The 15,456-nt window shown below is 73.1% G+C and carries 12 protein-coding genes; 6 read left to right on the forward strand and 6 right to left on the reverse strand.

What is annotated here, in order from left to right:
- Positions 1-24 precede the first annotated feature (24 nt).
- Entirely contained in the window at positions 25-765 is a 741-nt protein-coding gene (locus EDD54_RS22485; RefSeq protein ID WP_126541996.1) for a response regulator transcription factor, read from the forward strand.
- A 176-nt stretch (positions 766-941) separates the two neighbouring features.
- Positions 942-1,406 (forward strand): hypothetical protein, encoded by a 465-nt coding sequence (locus EDD54_RS22490; RefSeq protein WP_126541995.1) that lies wholly within the window; start codon positions 942-944, stop codon positions 1,404-1,406.
- Here the strand turns inward: EDD54_RS22490 and EDD54_RS22495 are convergent.
- Positions 1,393-2,655: an amidohydrolase family protein gene (locus EDD54_RS22495; RefSeq protein ID WP_126541994.1), complete on the reverse strand. Its 1,263-nt coding sequence runs from the start codon at positions 2,653-2,655 to the stop codon at positions 1,393-1,395. The two genes, EDD54_RS22490 and EDD54_RS22495, sit on opposite strands and share 14 nt — an antisense overlap.
- Positions 2,652-4,205 (reverse strand): amidohydrolase family protein, encoded by a 1,554-nt coding sequence (locus EDD54_RS22500; RefSeq protein WP_126541993.1) that lies wholly within the window; start codon positions 4,203-4,205, stop codon positions 2,652-2,654. Before EDD54_RS22500 ends, EDD54_RS22495 begins: the two co-directional genes overlap by 4 nt.
- 202 nt (positions 4,206-4,407) lie before the next feature.
- Here EDD54_RS22500 and EDD54_RS22505 point away from each other — a divergent pair, with 202 nt between their 5' ends.
- Entirely contained in the window at positions 4,408-5,997 is a 1,590-nt protein-coding gene (locus EDD54_RS22505) for a gamma-glutamyltransferase family protein (protein WP_126541992.1), read from the forward strand.
- A 7-nt stretch (positions 5,998-6,004) separates the two neighbouring features.
- On the opposite strand, the gene EDD54_RS22510 is transcribed toward EDD54_RS22505, so the two are convergent.
- Positions 6,005-6,244, reverse strand: a complete 240-nt coding sequence (locus tag EDD54_RS22510; protein ID WP_126541991.1) for a WGR domain-containing protein — start codon at positions 6,242-6,244, stop codon at positions 6,005-6,007.
- Between the two features lie 288 nt (positions 6,245-6,532).
- Here EDD54_RS22510 and EDD54_RS22515 point away from each other — a divergent pair, with 288 nt between their 5' ends.
- The 3 genes from EDD54_RS22515 to EDD54_RS22525 all read left to right on the forward strand — a co-directional run bounded on the left by EDD54_RS22515 (position 6,533) and on the right by EDD54_RS22525 (position 11,664).
- On the forward strand, positions 6,533-7,135 hold the full coding sequence (locus EDD54_RS22515) for a TetR/AcrR family transcriptional regulator (protein ID WP_126541990.1): 603 nt from the start codon (positions 6,533-6,535) through the stop codon (positions 7,133-7,135).
- Between the two features lie 129 nt (positions 7,136-7,264).
- On the forward strand, positions 7,265-8,416 hold the full coding sequence (locus EDD54_RS22520; protein WP_126541989.1) for an efflux RND transporter periplasmic adaptor subunit: 1,152 nt from the start codon (positions 7,265-7,267) through the stop codon (positions 8,414-8,416).
- A 68-nt stretch (positions 8,417-8,484) separates the two neighbouring features.
- Positions 8,485-11,664, forward strand: coding sequence for an efflux RND transporter permease subunit (locus EDD54_RS22525; protein WP_126541988.1), 3,180 nt, complete (start codon positions 8,485-8,487; stop codon positions 11,662-11,664).
- A 152-nt stretch (positions 11,665-11,816) separates the two neighbouring features.
- Here EDD54_RS22525 and iolB read toward each other — a convergent pair whose 3' ends face one another.
- Genes iolB through iolD form a run of 3 tightly spaced genes read right to left on the reverse strand, consistent with a single transcriptional unit; the run spans position 11,817 to position 15,416 of the window.
- Positions 11,817-12,635 (reverse strand): 5-deoxy-glucuronate isomerase, encoded by an 819-nt coding sequence (gene iolB, locus EDD54_RS22530; RefSeq protein ID WP_126541987.1) that lies wholly within the window; start codon positions 12,633-12,635, stop codon positions 11,817-11,819.
- Between the two features lie 29 nt (positions 12,636-12,664).
- Positions 12,665-13,561 (reverse strand): myo-inosose-2 dehydratase, encoded by an 897-nt coding sequence (gene iolE / locus EDD54_RS22535; protein ID WP_126541986.1) that lies wholly within the window; start codon positions 13,559-13,561, stop codon positions 12,665-12,667.
- A 28-nt stretch (positions 13,562-13,589) separates the two neighbouring features.
- Entirely contained in the window at positions 13,590-15,416 is a 1,827-nt protein-coding gene (gene iolD / locus EDD54_RS22540) for a 3D-(3,5/4)-trihydroxycyclohexane-1,2-dione acylhydrolase (decyclizing) (protein WP_126541985.1), read from the reverse strand.
- Positions 15,417-15,456 lie beyond the last annotated feature (40 nt).

The following is a 15,456-nucleotide window of genomic DNA, read 5'->3' on the forward strand; positions in this document are numbered from 1 at the left end:
ACCCTCACGAAGCGAGCCTCTGGCGTGAACCGAACCAGCCGATCCGGCCGCCGGCCCCGCGTTTTCCTCGCGCTCGCGGACGTCGAGGTCGCGGCGGCCCTCGCCGACCATCTCGACCGTTCCGGTTTCGACGTCCGCATCGCCCCGAACGGCGGCGCGACGCCGGACGCGGTTACGGTCTGGGGGGCGGACGCCGCGGTGATCGACCTAGACCGGGTCGACGTCGCCGGCCTCGCCCTCGCCGAGGACGTCCTGCACGGCGCCGCCCCCGGCGCCGCCCCGGTCGTCGTGCTGGTCGCCGCCGCCGGCGACACGGTCGGGCGCATCGTCGGGCTCGAGATCGGCGCCGACGACGTCGTGACGCGGCCGGTGTCGCCACGCGAACTGACCGCCCGTCTGCGCGCACTGCTCGGTCGCGTCGGCCGGCCGACCGGGCGCGGCCGCGTCGTCCGGATCGGCGGCGTCGGCGTCGACGTCGACCTGCAGACCATCGTCGCGGCAAACGGCGAGGAGCGGCCGCTGGCCCCGTCCGAGTTCGCGCTGCTGAAGTGCTTCCTCGACGCGCCCACCCGGGTCTTCACCCGCGACGAACTGATCGAGCGCGCGCCCGCCAGCGACGACGACGTGATGGACCGGGCGATCGACCGCCGCATCGCGCGGCTGCGCCGCAAGCTCGAGGGGCCGGACGGCGATCCCCTGGTGGAGGCGGTGCGGGGCGAGGGCTACCGGCTCACCCGCCACGCGCTGGCGCAGCTGTCGGGCTGACGCGGCCTCTGTAACGAATGTAACGACACACCGTGTTTCCGCGTCCGCGGGACGAAACGTTCCGGGCCCATACCTGTTCTCACGGCCGGCGCACACCGAAGCAACGGAAGCGGCGACCGGCTCCAGAGACCAAATCGGAACAGCCCGAAACCCACCCGAGACAAGGAACCGCCATCATGCTCAAGACCGTCCTCGCCTTCGCCGCCGGCGCCACCGCCCTCCTCGCCGCCTCCGCCGCCTCGGCCGCCCCGCAGATCGCCGGCTCGCTCTACCAGGAGAGCTCGTCGGCCACCTGCTCCGGCTCCACCGTCTGCCAGGTGCTGTTCACCAAGCTCGCCCCCGACATGGCGCTGCGCACCGAGCAGGTCGAGTGCCGCATCACGGTGCCGAGCACCGTCGACGTCTACAGCGTCGGCCTGAACTCCTTCACCCAGGGCGCCATCGGCGGCCGCACCTTCATCCCGGTGGTCGGCGGCAAGTCGCTCGGCGGCCCGACGCAGAAGACCTTCGTCGGTCAGGTCGACTCGGCCGCCTTCTTCGCCGGTTCGCAGCCGCTGGTGACGATGTACACCTCGGTCGCCACCAACGTCAGCGCCACCTGCACCATCGCCGGCACCCGCAAGTACATCAGCCAGTGGTGAGCGGCCCCGCGGCACCAGCCTCCCAATAGCGCGCGACGGCCGGCCGGTCGAACACCGGCCGGCCGTTCTTCCATGCGGCGCGCGGCGTCGCGATCTCCGCGACCGCGGCGGCGGGGGAGGGGGCGTCGAGGATCACGAGATCCGCGGGCGCGCCGACCGCGACGCCGTGGCCGCGTGTCGGCGACAGGATCCGCGCCGCCATGTCCGAGACCATCCGGAACACCGTCGCGAGTTCCTCCGCCGTGCCGGCCTGGGCGACGGTGGCGTAGAGGTTGGCCATGCGGATCAGGCTGGCGTCGCCGAAGGGCGTGAACGGGTTCAGCACGTTGTTGGTGGCGATCGAGGCGGTGACGCCGAGCGCCGCCAGCCGGTGCGCCGGCGTCACCCCGCGCGGCACCAGCCGGTCGGCGCCGCGGCCGGTCAGGTAGAGGTCGGTCGCCGGCAGCACGGTCACCGCCACGCCGGCGTCGGCGAGCCGCCGGCCCGTCTCGGCGAACACCTCCGGCGCCACCGCCGACAGTTTGGTGACGTGGCCGACCGACACCCGTCCGCCGTAGCCGCGCGCCACCGTCTCGGCGATCACCGTCGGCAGGTCGGAGCGGGTCGGGTCGAGGTCGAAGTCGAGGTGGAAGTCGACCGCGACGCCGTGGCGCTCGGCGAGCGCGAAGATCCGCCGCACGTGTTCGGCCGGGTCCGGATCGGTGTAGGGACAGCCGCCGACGAGGTCGGCGCCGTCCGCGAGCGCGCGGTCGATCAGGACCTCGGTGGCCGGTTCGTTGGTGAGACCCTCCTGCGCGAAGGCGCACATCTCGATCTCGATCGCCGCGGCGTAGCGCGCCTTCACGGCGCGGATCGCCTCGAAGGCCCGGAGGTCCACCCTGGGATCCACTTCGACGAAGGTCCTGAGCCGCGTGGTGCCGGCGAGGATCGCCTTTTCGACCACCCGCGCGGCCCGTTCGTAGACGTCCTCCACCGTGAAGGCCGCCTTGGCGCGCGCGGTCTCGGCCACCGCCTCGGCCAGCGTGCCGGCGCAGATCCGGCAGCGCCCGACGATGCCGGCCTTGTCGAGATGAATGTGGGTCTCGACGAAGCCGGCGAACAACAGCCGACCGCCGACGTCGGTCTCGCCGGCCTCGCAGGTGAACCCGGTGCCGATATCCACGATCCGGCCGCCGGCGACCGCCACGTCGGCGAGACCGTCGCGGCCGGGCAGGGCGGCGGCGCGGAAGACGTGGTCGAAGCGGCTCATCGGTCGGCCATGGCGTTGTAGCGGTAGGGGCGGACGTCGCCGTGGTCGGGGTGGGCGCGGAACCACGCCTCGAGATGCGGCATCAGCCGGCTCACCATCTCCTTTGCGCGTATCTCGGCCGCGGTCGGCGGTCGCGACAACCGCTCGGCGATCTCGGCGTGGACGGCCTCGCGGTCGACCAGGGTGCAGCGGCCGTCGCGCACCACCTCGCGGCCACCGACGAAGACGCCGCGCACCATGCCCTTGCGGCTGCGCAGCACCAGGGCGTCGACGAGCGGCGTCTCCGGCTCGACGTAGGGACGGGTCACGCTCGCCCAGTCGACCGTCACCACGTCGGCGGCCCGGCCGGGATCGAGCCGGCCGATCCGGCCCTCGAAGCCGGTGGTGGCGGCGCCGTGCTCGGTCGCCATCGCGAACACCTCGGCGGGGGAGGGGCGGTGGCCGAACATCGACGCCTGCCTGTGCAGGGCGTGGACCAGCCGCATCTCGGTGAACATGTCGCGGTCGTCGTCGATGTTGGACTGGTCGATGCCGAGCGCGACGGGGATGCCGCGCCGCTGCATCTCCGTCACCGGCGCGATGCCGCTGGCGAGGCGGAGGCCGGAACTCGCGTTGTGGCAGATCCGGCAGCGGTGCTCGGCGAGGAGGTCGAGGTCGTCGGGGCTCGTCCAGATGCCGTGGCCGAGGGTGACGTCCGGCCCGAGGCAGCCGAGCGCGGCGAGGTGGCCGACGGCGCTCCGTCCGGTGTGGCGGCGGGCGAAGGCGGCCTGGCGCTCGGTCTCGATCAGGTGCATGTGCACCTTGGCGCCGTTCCGCCGTGCGGTGTCGAAGATCGCCGTCAGCGTGTCGTCGGTGCACCAGTGCAGGTTGGCCGGGGCGAGCTGCAGGCGGACGCGATCGGGATCGCGCTCGCGCCAGCGCGCCGCCGCGGCCTCGAAGAAGGCCATGTGCCGCCCGATCGGCGCCAGCGCCGCGCGCGTCTGCGCGCCGAAATGCGCCGCGACGTCCTCGGGCAGGCGGGCGAGGAAGGTCTCGTCGTCCTCGTAGGTCAGCTGGTTGCGGTCGCGGATCATGAAGGACCACGACACCCGCATGCCGATCTCGCGATAGGCCTCCACCACCGGGTCGACGATGCGGTCCCAGCCCTCCTCGGGGCCGGACAGGCCGCCCTGGATGTGCTGCACCGTGGTGGTGCCGGTCTCCAGCATCTCGATCGCGGAATAGAGCGTGTCGAGCCGGGCGCCGACGCCGCGCATGCCGCGAAACTGCGGCAGCCACAGTTCCAGCGGGGCGAGCGGCACGCCCAGCATCAGCGGCGTCAGGCCGAAGTGATGGTGGCCGTTGACGAGGCCGGGGATGGCGACGAGGCCGCGGCCGCCCTCGACCGGCAGTCCCGGCCACGCCGCGGTCAGCGTCGCCGCCGGCCCGATCTCGGCGATCGCCCCACCCGCGACCCGAATCGCCGCGTAGCGCTCGATCTCGGCCGTGCCGTCGGCGGCGACGCCGCGCACCACCGCGTCGGCGACGATCAGGAACTCGGGTTCGGCCATGGCGCGCTTACTCGGGGCGAACGGGACGGGGTGGCGACTGTCGACCGCCGCGACCGGCGGGAAAAGATCAAAGATCGGGCAGCCTGCGACGTTGCTTTCCGCAGATCCGAGGCGCCGCCGCGTGCATGATGCCGCCGGCGCGCCGTCCCCGCCAGGGCCGGCCGCGCTTCGGTTTCGCAACGGCGGTCGGACGGGGAGAGAGATGCTCGAAACGGTGAGGGGTCGGCGGGGCATGGTGACCAGCCCGCATCATCTGGCCTCGGCGGCCGGCCGCGACGTGCTGCGCGCCGGCGGCACCGCGGTCGAGGCCGTCGTCGCGACGGCGGCGATGCTGGCGGTGGTCTATCCGCACATGAACCACGTCGGCGGCGACGGCTTCTGGCTGATCGCCGAGCCCGGCCGCGACCCCGTCGGCATCGACGCCGCCGGCGCCGCCGGCGCGCGGGTCGACGACACCCTCTACGCCGCCGCCGGCCTCTCGGCCGTTCCGACCCGCGGCCCGCTCGCCGCCAACACCGTCGCCGGCACGATCTCCGGCTGGGAGGAGGCGCTGGCGATCTCGGCCGGCTGGCAGGCGCCGCTGCCGCTCGCCGCCCTCCTCGAGCAGGCGATCTGGTACGCCGAGAACGGCTATCCGGTCACCCGCAGCCAGCACGAACTGACCGCCGGGAAGCGCGCCGAACTCGAGCCCTCGCCCGGCTGGGCCGACGCCTTCCTCGACGCCGGCGAGGTGCCGGCCGTCGGCGCGCTCCAGCGCCAGCCCGCCCTCGGTGCCATGCTGCGCCGGCTCGCCGCCGCCGGTCTCTCCGACTTCTACCGCGGCGAAACCGCCCGCGCGATCGCCGCCGACCTCGCCGCCGCCGGTTCGCCGATCGGCGCCGACGACCTCGCCGGCCACCGCGCCCGCCGCGTGACGCCGCTCGAGGTCGCCATCCCCGGCGCCCGGCTCTTCAACATGACGCCGCCGACCCAGGGCGTCGCCTCGCTGATGATCCTCGCGATCTTCGCCCGGCTCGGCGTCGGCACGGGCGAGGGCTTCGAGCACGTCCACGGCCTCGTCGAGGCGACCAAGCGCGCTTTCCTCGCCCGCGACGCCCACGTCGGCTGTCCCTCGGCGATGACCATCGACCCGGCGAGCCTTCTCGCCGACGCCCGCCTCGACGCCGAGGCCGCCGCGATCGACCGCGCCCGCGCCGCGCCCTGGCCGCATCCGCCGGTGCCGGGCGACACGGTCTGGCTCGGCGCCGTCGACGGCGAGGGCCGCGCCGCGAGCTTCATCCAGTCGATCTTCTTCGAGTTCGGCTCCGGCGTCGTGCTGCCGCAGACGGGCGTACTGTGGCAGAACCGCGGCTCGTCGCTGCGCCTCGACGGCGCCGGCCCGCGCCGGCTCGCGCCCGGCCGCAAGCCGTTCCACACGCTCAACCCGGCGATGGCGCGCTTCGACGACGGCCGCAGCATAGTCTACGGCACCATGGGCGGCGAGGGCCAGCCGCAGACCCAGGCTGCCGTGTTCTCGCGCTACGCCCTGTTCGGCCAGGACCTCCAGGCCGCCGTCACCGCGCCGCGCTGGCTGCTCGGCAAGACCTGGGGCGAGGGCACCGTCGGCCTCAAGCTCGAGGACCGCTTCCCGCCCGACCTCGTCGCCGCGCTCCGCGCCGCCGGCCACGACGTCGAACTCCTGCCCGCCTTCACCTCCACCATGGGCCACGCCGGCGCCATCGTCCGCCACGCCGACGGCCGCCTGGAAGGCGCGACGGATCCGCGGTCGGACGGTGCGGTGGGGGCTTGGTGAGGGGAGATCACCCAGCGTCCACGTAGCCGCGCCGCCGCTTCGCTCGTTCCCAGCGTGCGGCCGCCGCCCGCGCCGCCGCCTCGCCGTCGTGGAGTTCCACGAGGGTGCGGCCCGCCGTGCCGATGCGGCCCCAGCGGCGGACGAGGGCGACGGGGCCGAACAGGGTGGGCGCGAGTTCGAGGGCGTAGAAGCGCGCCATGGCGCGGGCGGGGTCGATGCGGCGGAGGTGGATCGGGGCGTCGGGCATGGGGCGAGTCTCGTCCCTCGCCGGTGCCCGGTCCAACGACTTCGCGGAATCGATCGGCGGCGATCGATTCACACGGTCGATGATAGGATGCCCCCGGAGCGGGTGAGGAGCACCCGGCGGGGCGCCGGCCGAGGGACCGGAACCGGCCGAGGGTCCGGCGCGTCGGACCTCGGCGGGACCCGACACGACGGAGCCACCGGGCACGGGCGCACACGGAGCCGTGATCGCCGCGGCCCTCGACTCCGCAAGTGTGATGATTTATGAATTTCATCAGATCATGAGGACGCGATGACCAAGGCGGCGCGCCCGCGCACCGATCCGGACGAGGTGCGGGAGAAGATCCTGGAGGTGGCGGAGGGGCAGTTCCGCCGCATCGGCTACCAGAAGACCACGGTGGCGGACATCGCCGACGAACTCGGCATGAGCGCGGCCAACGTCTACCGCTTCTTCCAGTCGAAGAGCGCTATCAACCAGTGCATCTGCGCCCGCCTGCTGGACGGCGCGATCGAGCTCGCTTGGCGCCACGTCCGGGCCGAGGGCGACCCGGCGGAACGGCTGGAGGCGCTGCTGGTCGCGATGCACCGGCACAACCGCGAGACCCTGATTCAGGAGCGGCGGATGCACGACATGGTCGCCGCGGCAGTGTCCGAGCACTGGGAAAACGTCAAGACCTACAAGGAGAGGTTGAACACGATCATCGAGGGCCTGATCCGCGAGGGCGTCGACGCCGGCGTCTTCGCCGCCGACGACGCGCGCATCGCCGCCGACTGCGTGCTCGGCTGCTTCGGGATGCTGTTGCACCCGGTGATGATCGAGCAGTGCATCGACGACGACCTCGACACCAAGGCGCGGCACATGGCCCGCTTCGTCGTCCGCGCCCTGAAGGCGTAGACGGCGGGCCGGGCGGGCGCGGGACCACCGACACGACGACCGGCCCGGGGGCGACCCCGGGCCTCTTCGGACCCGAGACCTGACGACTGTTCGTTTTCGTCAGGACTCATTCATCAAGGAAGCCGGGCGATGGCCATCCGATCGATCTCCCTTTCCGCCGCCGCGGCGACGGCCGCCCTCCTCGCCGCCGCGCTCCTCTCCGGCTGCCAACCCGCCGGCGACGAGGCGCACGCCGCCGCCACCGCGGACGAGGCGGCGCCCGCCGCGCCGACCCGGCCGGCCCCGGTGGTGTCGGCGATGGCGGTGCGGGCGGTGTCGATGGCCGAGGTGCGCGCCTACACCGGCACGGTCGAGCCGCGCCGGTCGGTCGCCGAGAGCTTCCGCGTCGGCGGCAAGCTGGTCGCCCGGCTGGTCGACGTCGGCGACCGCGTCGCCGCCGGCACCGTGATCGCCCGGCTCGACCCGACCGACTTCGACCTCGCGCTCGCCAAGGCCGAGGCGGCGCTCACGGCCGCCACCACCAACCGCGACCGCGCCGCCGCCGACGAGCGCCGCGGCGCCGACCTGCTCGCCAAGGGCCACGCCACCGCCGCCGACTACGACGGCCGCAGGCTCGCGCTCGCCGAGGCCGCCGCTCGGCTCGAGCAGGCCGCCCGCGAACTCGACCTCGCCCGCAATCAGCGCGCCTATGCCGACCTCGTCGCCGGCACCGACGGCGTCGTCTCGGCGATCGGCGCCGAGCCCGGACAGGTGGTGACGGCCGGCGCGGCGATCGCGACCCTCGCCGAGACCGCCGCGCCCGAAGTCCGCGTCGCCATCCCGGAGAGCCGTATCGGCGGCCTCGACGGCGCGAGCGCCGACGTCTCGCTCTGGGCCGGCGGCCACGCCTACGCGGCCCGGCTGCGCGAGATCGCCCCGACGGCCGACCCGACGACGCGCACCTACGCCGCCCGCTTCGCCATCGACGCCCCCGACGACGCCGTCCGCTTCGGCATGACCGCCACCGTCACCCTCACCAAGGGCGACCCGCGCAAGGTGGTGCTGGTACCGCCGACCGCGGTGCTCGACGAGGGCCGCGGACCCGTGGTGTTCGTGATCGATCCTTCGGGCTCGCCCGTGCGCGAGCGGCCGGTCGAGGTGCTGCGCTACGCCGGCGACGCGGTGGTGATCGCGGCCGGCGGCCTCCACGACGGCGAGCGCATCGTCGCGCTCGGCGTCAACCGGCTCGACGACGGCGAGGCCGTCCGGGTCGGCATCGAGACCGCCACCCTTTCCCCCTGATCCCGCGTCGCGCTCCGGCGCGAGGCAACCGGCCCCATCCGCCGACCGACCCGAGACGGGAGAGCCCCATGGCCGCGCTCGCCGACCGCTTCAACCTGTCCCGCTGGGCGGTGACCCATCAGGCGCTGGTGCTGTTCCTGATCGTCGTGCTGTCGCTCGGCGGGCTCTACAGCTACGTCCGGCTCGGCCGCGCCGAGGATCCGTCCTTCACCGTCAAGGTGATGGTGGTGTCGGCGGTCTGGCCCGGCGCCACCGCCGCCGAGATGGAGCGTCAGGTCGCCGACCCGATCGAGAAGACGCTGCAGGAGGTGCCGTATTTCGACAAGGTGCGCACCTATTCGCGCGCCGGGCAGAGCTACCTGCAGCTGACGCTGAAGGATTCCACCCCGCCGGCCGCCGTCGCCGACGTCTGGTACCAGGTCCGGAAGCGCGTCGGCGACCTCGCCTCGAGCCTGCCCGCCGGCGTCCTCGGCCCCTTCTTCAACGACGAGTTCGGCGACGTCGACAGCGCGCTCTACATGCTGCGCGGCGACGGCGTCGACATGCGCGCCCTGAAGGACGAGGCCGAGGCGATCCGCCAGCGTCTCCTGCGCGTGCCCGCCGTCGAGAAGGTCCGCTTCTACGGCACGCGCGACGAGAAGATCTTCGTCGAGTTCAGCCACGAGAAGCTCGCCTCGCTCGGGATCGCGCCGTCGGCGATCTTCGCCGGCATCGCCGCCCAGAACGACATGACGCCGGCCGGCTCCATCGACACCGACACCGACCGCGTCAACCTGCGCGTCTCCGGCGCGCTCGACGGGGTCGAGGCGGTGGCGGCGGTGCCGGTGACCGCCGGCGGCACCACCTTCCGCCTCGGCGACATCGCCACCGTCCGCCGCGGCTACCAGGACCCCGCGTCCTACGTTGTGCGCCACGAGGGCCGGCCGGCGCTCGCCATCGGCGTCGTCATGGCAGACGGCGCCAACATCCTCACCCTCGGCGAGGACCTCTCGACCGCGCTCGACGAGATCCGCGCCGACCTGCCGCTCGGCTTCGAGATCGCCAAGGTCGCCGACCAGCCGCAGGTGGTCGAGGAGAGCGTCGGCGAGTTCGTCCGCGTCTTCGTCGAGGCGCTGGTGATCGTGCTCGCGGTCAGCTTCCTGTCGCTCGGCTGGCGCGTCGGCATCGTGGTGGCGCTCGCGGTGCCGCTGGTGCTCGCGGTGGTGATGATCCTGCTCGACATGCTCGGCATGAGCCTCGAGCGGATCACGCTCGGCGCGCTGATCATCGCGCTCGGCCTCTTGGTCGACGACGCCATCATCGCGGTCGAGATGATGGTGGTGAAGATGGAGGAGGGCCACGGCCGGCTCGAGGCCGCCACCTTCGCCTGGAGCTCGACCGCCTTCCCGATGCTGACCGGCACGCTCGTCACCGCCGCCGGCTTCCTGCCGGTCGGCTTCGCCAAGTCGAGCGCGGGCGAATACGCGGGCGGCATCTTCTGGGTCGTCGGCATCGCGCTGGTGGCGTCCTGGGTGGTGGCGGTGGTGTTCACGCCCTATCTCGGCGCCAAGCTGCTGCCGGCGGTGAAGCACCACGGCGGCGGCGGGCACGACGCCCATGACGGCCGGGCCTACCGCGCCATGCGGGCGGTCGTCGGGTGGTGCGTCGACCACCGGATCCTGGTGGTGGTGCTGACGCTGGCGCTGTTCGCCTCCTCGATCGTCGCCTTCGGCCACGTCCAGCAGCAGTTCTTCCCGAACTCGCCGCGTCCGGAGCTGACCGCCGAGGTGCGCCTGCCCGAGGGCGCCTCCTTCGCCGCCACCGACGCGGCCATGAAGAAGCTCGAGGCGGTGGTCGCCGCCGACGACGAGGTGCGCACCTACACCGCCTATGTCGGCGGCGGCGCGCCGCGCTGGTTCATGGCGGCCAATCCGGAGCTGCCGAAGCCGAACTACGGCATCGTCGTGCTCTACGCCAAGGGCCCCGAGGCGCGCGACCGGGTCAAGGCGCGGCTGGAGGCCTGGGCCGACGCCGGCAACCTGCCGGAGGCGCGGCTGCGCGTCAGCGAGCTCGTGCTCGGCCCGCCGGTCGGCTATCCGGTGCAGTTCCGGGTGATCGGGCCCGACCCGCTCGAGGTCCGCCGCATCGCCTACGAGGTCCGCGACCGCGTCGCCGCCGACCGCGACACCGTCGGCGCCAACCTCGACTGGAACGAACAGGCCAAGGTCGTCCGCCTCGTCGTCGACCAGGATCGCGCCCGCGCCCTCGGCCTCACCCCGCAGTCGATCGCGCGGACGCTGGCGACGCTGCTCAGCGGCTACGAGGTGACCGCCGTGCGCGACGGCATCGAAAGCGTCGGCGTCGTCGCCCGCGCCGTCGACGCCGAACGGCTCGACCTCGACGGCCTGCCGAGCCTGACCGTCACCGCCGCCGACGGCCTCGCGGTGCCGTTGTCCCAGGTCGCGCGGCTCGACTACGGCCACGAGGAGCCGATCCTGTGGCGGCAGAACCGCGACACGCTGATCACCGTGCGCGCCGACGTCGTCGCCGGCGTGCAGCCGCCCGACGTCTCGGCCCGGATCGCGCCGACGCTGCAGCCGGTGATCGACGCGCTCCCCGTCGGCTACCGCATCGAGACCGGCGGCTCGATCGAGGAGAGCGCCAAGGCCAACCAGGCCCTCGGCGCGGTGTTCCCGGTGATGATCCTCGCCATGTTGACGCTGCTGATGATCCAGCTGCAGAGCTTCGGCAAGCTGGCGCTGGTGTTCTCGACCGCGCCGCTCGGCCTGATCGGCGCCGCCTACGGCCTGCTGCTCGGCGACCGTCCGTTCGGCTTCGTCGCCATCCTCGGCGTGATCGCGCTCGCCGGCATGATCATGCGCAACACCGTGATCCTGGTCGACCAGATCGCCCACGACCTCGACGCCGGCGCCGATCCGTTCGACGCGGTGGTCGGCGCCACCGTGCGCCGGGCCCGCCCGGTGGTGCTGACGGCGCTCGCCGCCATCCTCGCCATGATCCCGCTGTCGGAAAACGTGTTCTGGGGGCCGATGGCGGTCGCGATCATGGGCGGCCTCGCGGTCGCGACCCTCCTGACGCTGCTGTTCGTGCCGGCGCTCTACGCCCTCGCCTTCCGGATCCGCAGGCCGAAGCCCGTGGTGGCGGAGCCCGCCCCGGCGATCCCGTCGGCGGCCGTGGCGACTCGCGAGGCGCCGTCCGTCCAGCGGCCCGCGCTCCCGCTCGGCGCGGCGCCGCTCCCGGCGGAGTGAGCCGCCCGCATCCCGCTCCGTCGTCCGGCCTCCCCCGAGCCGGACGAAGGGCCGGCCGGCCGCGTCCCACCGCGGTCGGCCGGCACATCACGGAGAAGCCTTCTCGCGACGCCCCCTTCTCCCCTTGCGGGAGAAGGACTCCCGTCCCGCTCTCACCGCCCCGCCGGCGTGCCCAGCCCGGTGAACAGCCAGGCGTGCTCCGGCGCGTTGTGGAACTTCCAGACCCGCTTCGGACCGGCCATGACGTTGAGATACCAGCTGTCGTAGCCGTGCAGGGTCGCGACCGGGTGGTAGCCGCGCGGCACCAGGACCACGTCGCCGTCCTCCACCGCCATCGTCTCGTCGAGGTCGCGGGCGTCGGTGTAGACGCGCTGGACCGCGAACCCCTGGGGCGGGTTCAGGCGGTGGTAGTAAGTTTCCTCGAGGTAGCTCTCGTTCGGCAGGTCGTCGACGTCGTGCTTGTGCGGCGGATAGGACGAGGTGTTGCCGCCCGGCGTCACCACCTCCACCACCAGCAGCGAATGCGCCGCGCCGTCGTCCTCGGGCATGACGTTGGTGACGTGGCGGGTGTTGGAGCCCTGGCCGCGCACGATTTGCGGATGAGTGCCGGGCGGGATCAGGCGGGCCGGATGGTCGCCGCCGCCCGGCGCCGAGCACACCGCGATCTCGAGCGCGGTCTCGGCGGTCACCGCGTAGGACGAGCCGGCCGGCACGTAGACCGCGTGCGGCGACCCCTCGAAAGGACTCGTGCGGCCGCCGACGACGCCGAAATCCTCGGCGCCGGCACGGATCCGCGCCAGCCCGGCCACCAGCACGAGGCAGACCTCGCGCCCGCCGGTGTCGGCGGCGATCGTCCCGCCCGGCTCCAGCCGGTGGACCTCGAAACCGACGTAGGCCCAGCCGGCGCTCTCCGGCGTCACGGCGTGGATGCGGCCGGTGCCGCCGGCGGGCTTGACGAGCAGGTCGGCCATGACGTCCTCCGGGGTCCAAGAGATCGCGATCAGGCGTCGAGGCCGGCCTCGCGGGCCATCGCCTTCAGCGCCTTCAGGCCCATGCCCTGGTAGTGCAGCGGGTTGCGCACTGACGGGTCCTGCTCGGCCTCGATCACCAGCCAGCCGGAGTAACCATGCGCGGCGGCCTCCTTCAATACCGGCGCGAAGTCGACGCAGCCCTCCGGGTCGCCCGGCACGGTGAAGACGCCGCGGCGCACGCCCTCGAGGAAGGACAGGCCCTCGGCCCGCACCGTCGCCATCACGTCCGGCCGGATGTTCTTGGCGTGGATGTGGGCGACGCGGTGCATGTGCTTGCGGGCGAGCCGGGTGGGGTCGCCGCCGCCGAAGGTGGCGTGGCCGGTGTCGAGCAGCAGGTGGGTCGCCGGACCGGTCATCGCCATGAAGCGGTCGATCTCTTCCTCGCTCTCGATCACCGTGCCCATGTGGTGGTGGTAGACCAACGTGATCCCCTGCGCGGCGGCGAAGGCGGCGAGCGCCTCGATGCCGTCCGTCAGGCGGGTCCATTCGGCGTCGGTCATGCGCGGGCGATCGTTGACGGCGACGGCGTCGTTGCCGTGGACGGTGTTGGAGCATTCGCAGGTGATGATGCGGTTCGAGCCGGCCGCCTTCAGCATGTCGAGGAAGACCTGCATCGCCGCCTTCTCGGTCTCCAGGTCGTCGACCAGGAGGTTGGTCGAGTGCCAGCCGGAGACGAAGCGCAGGCCGTAGGCGCCGAGCCGCTCCTTCAGCGCGTGGCCGTCGTCCGGCATCTTGTGGCCCTTCTCGATGCCGTCGAAGCCGATGGTGCGGCAGTCGGCGAGGCAGTCGTCCAGGCTGATGTGGGCGCCGATGGTCCGGTCGTCGTCGTTGGACCAGGCGATGGGGTTGGTGCCGTAGAGGATCATGGCGAGGGGACTCGTCGGGAGGAGGGAATCAGGCGTCCGCGCGGTCGGCGAGGGCCGCTTCGTAGCGGGCGCGGGCGGCGGCGAGTTCGGGCCGGGTGCCGACCTCGGGCACCGCGACGTCCCACCAGTGGCCGCCGACGTCGGTGCCGGTCTTCGGGTCGGTGTCGATCACAATCACCGTCGGCACGCGGCGGCCGCGGGCGGCGACGATCTCGGCCTCGAGCGCGGCGATGCCGTCGGCCTTGACCGCGTGCGCGCCCATCGACCCGGCGTGGGCGACGAAGTCGATCGCCGGCTGGGTCTCGACCCGGCAATTCTCGTAGAGATTGTTGAAGGGGGCGCCGCCGGTGGCGAGCTGCAGGCGCGAGATGCAACCGTAGCCGCGGTTGTCGGTGAGCACCACGGTGAAGGGCACGCCGAGCATGACCGCGGTGGCGAGCTCGGAATTGGCCATCATGTAGCTGCCGTCGCCGACGAAGCAGATCACCTCGACCTCGGGCCGGGCGAGCGCGATGCCGAGCGCGCCGGCGATCTCGTAGCCCATGCAGGAATAGCCGTATTCCATGTGGTAACCGTTCGGCACGGCGTTCCACAGCACTTGCAGCGCGCCCGGCATGGTGCCGGCGGCGCAGGTGACGAGCGTGTCGGGCCCGGCCCGGCGCTGCACCGCGCCGATCACCTCGGCGTCGGTCGGCAGCGCGTTGCCGGCCGCCGGCGCCGCCTTGACCGCGGCGATCGCCTCGAACCAGCGCGTGCGCAGGCTGCCGTCGGGTTCGGCGAAGCGATGGTCGCCGAGGCCGGCCGAGAGCCGCTCCAGCGCCACCTTGGCGTCGGCGACGAGGCCGATGGCGCCGTGCTTGCCGGCGTCGAACGGGGCGACGTTGATCGAGACCAGCCGGCGCGCCGGGTTGCGGAACAGCGACCACGACCCGGTGGTGAAATCCTGGAAGCGGGTGCCGACGCCGACGACGAGGTCGGCCTCGGCGCAGATCGCGTTGGCGGCGGCCGAGCCGGTGACGCCCGGCGAGCCGAAGTTGAGCGGATCGTCCCAGCCGAGCGCCGCCTTGCCTGCCTGCGTCTCGACCACCGGAATGCGGTGGCGGGCGGCGAAGGCGGCGAGCGTCGCCTCGGCGCCCGAGTAGAGCACGCCACCGCCCGAGACCAGCACCGGCCGCTCGGCCGCCTTCAGGGCGGCGAGCACGTCGGCGAGTTCGGCGGCGTCCGGTTCCGGCCGGCGGATCCGCCAGACCTTCGGCTCGAAGAAGCGCTCGGGCCAGTCGAAGGCCTCGGCCTGGACGTCCTGGCAGAAGGCGAGGGTGACCGGGCCGCAGGCGACCGGGTCGGTCATCACCTGGAGCGCGCGCGGCAGCGCGGAGAGCAGCTGCTCGGGCCGCACGATCCGGTCGAAGTAGCGGCTGACCGGGCGGAAGCAGTCGTTGGCGCTGACGGTGCCGTCGCCGAAGTCCTCGACCTGCTGCAGCACCGGATCGGGCGCGCGGTTGGCGAAGACGTCGCCGGGGATGAACAGCACCGGCAGGCGGTTGACGTGGGCGAGGGCGGCGGCGGTCACCATGTTGGTGGCGCCGGGGCCGATCGAGGAGGTCACGGCCATCGCCTTCCGGCGCCGCATCGTCTTGGCGTAGGCGATCGCGGCGTGGGCCATGGTCTGCTCGTTCTGGCCACGCCATGTCGGCAGGGCGTCGCCGATGCCGTGCAGGGCCTCGCCGATGCCGGCGACGTTGCCATGGCCGAAGATCGCCCAGACGCCCTCGACGAAGCGCCCGCCGTCCTCGGTGCGCTGCGCCGCGAGCCAGCGCACCATCGCCTGGGCGGCGGTCAGTCGAACGGTTGCCATGGTCCTCTCCCTCCGCCCGCGGTCTCGGCGCCGCGGCTCG

The sequence above is a fragment of the Oharaeibacter diazotrophicus genome, assembly GCF_004362745.1.
Taxonomy (GTDB): domain Bacteria; phylum Pseudomonadota; class Alphaproteobacteria; order Rhizobiales; family Pleomorphomonadaceae; genus Oharaeibacter; species Oharaeibacter diazotrophicus.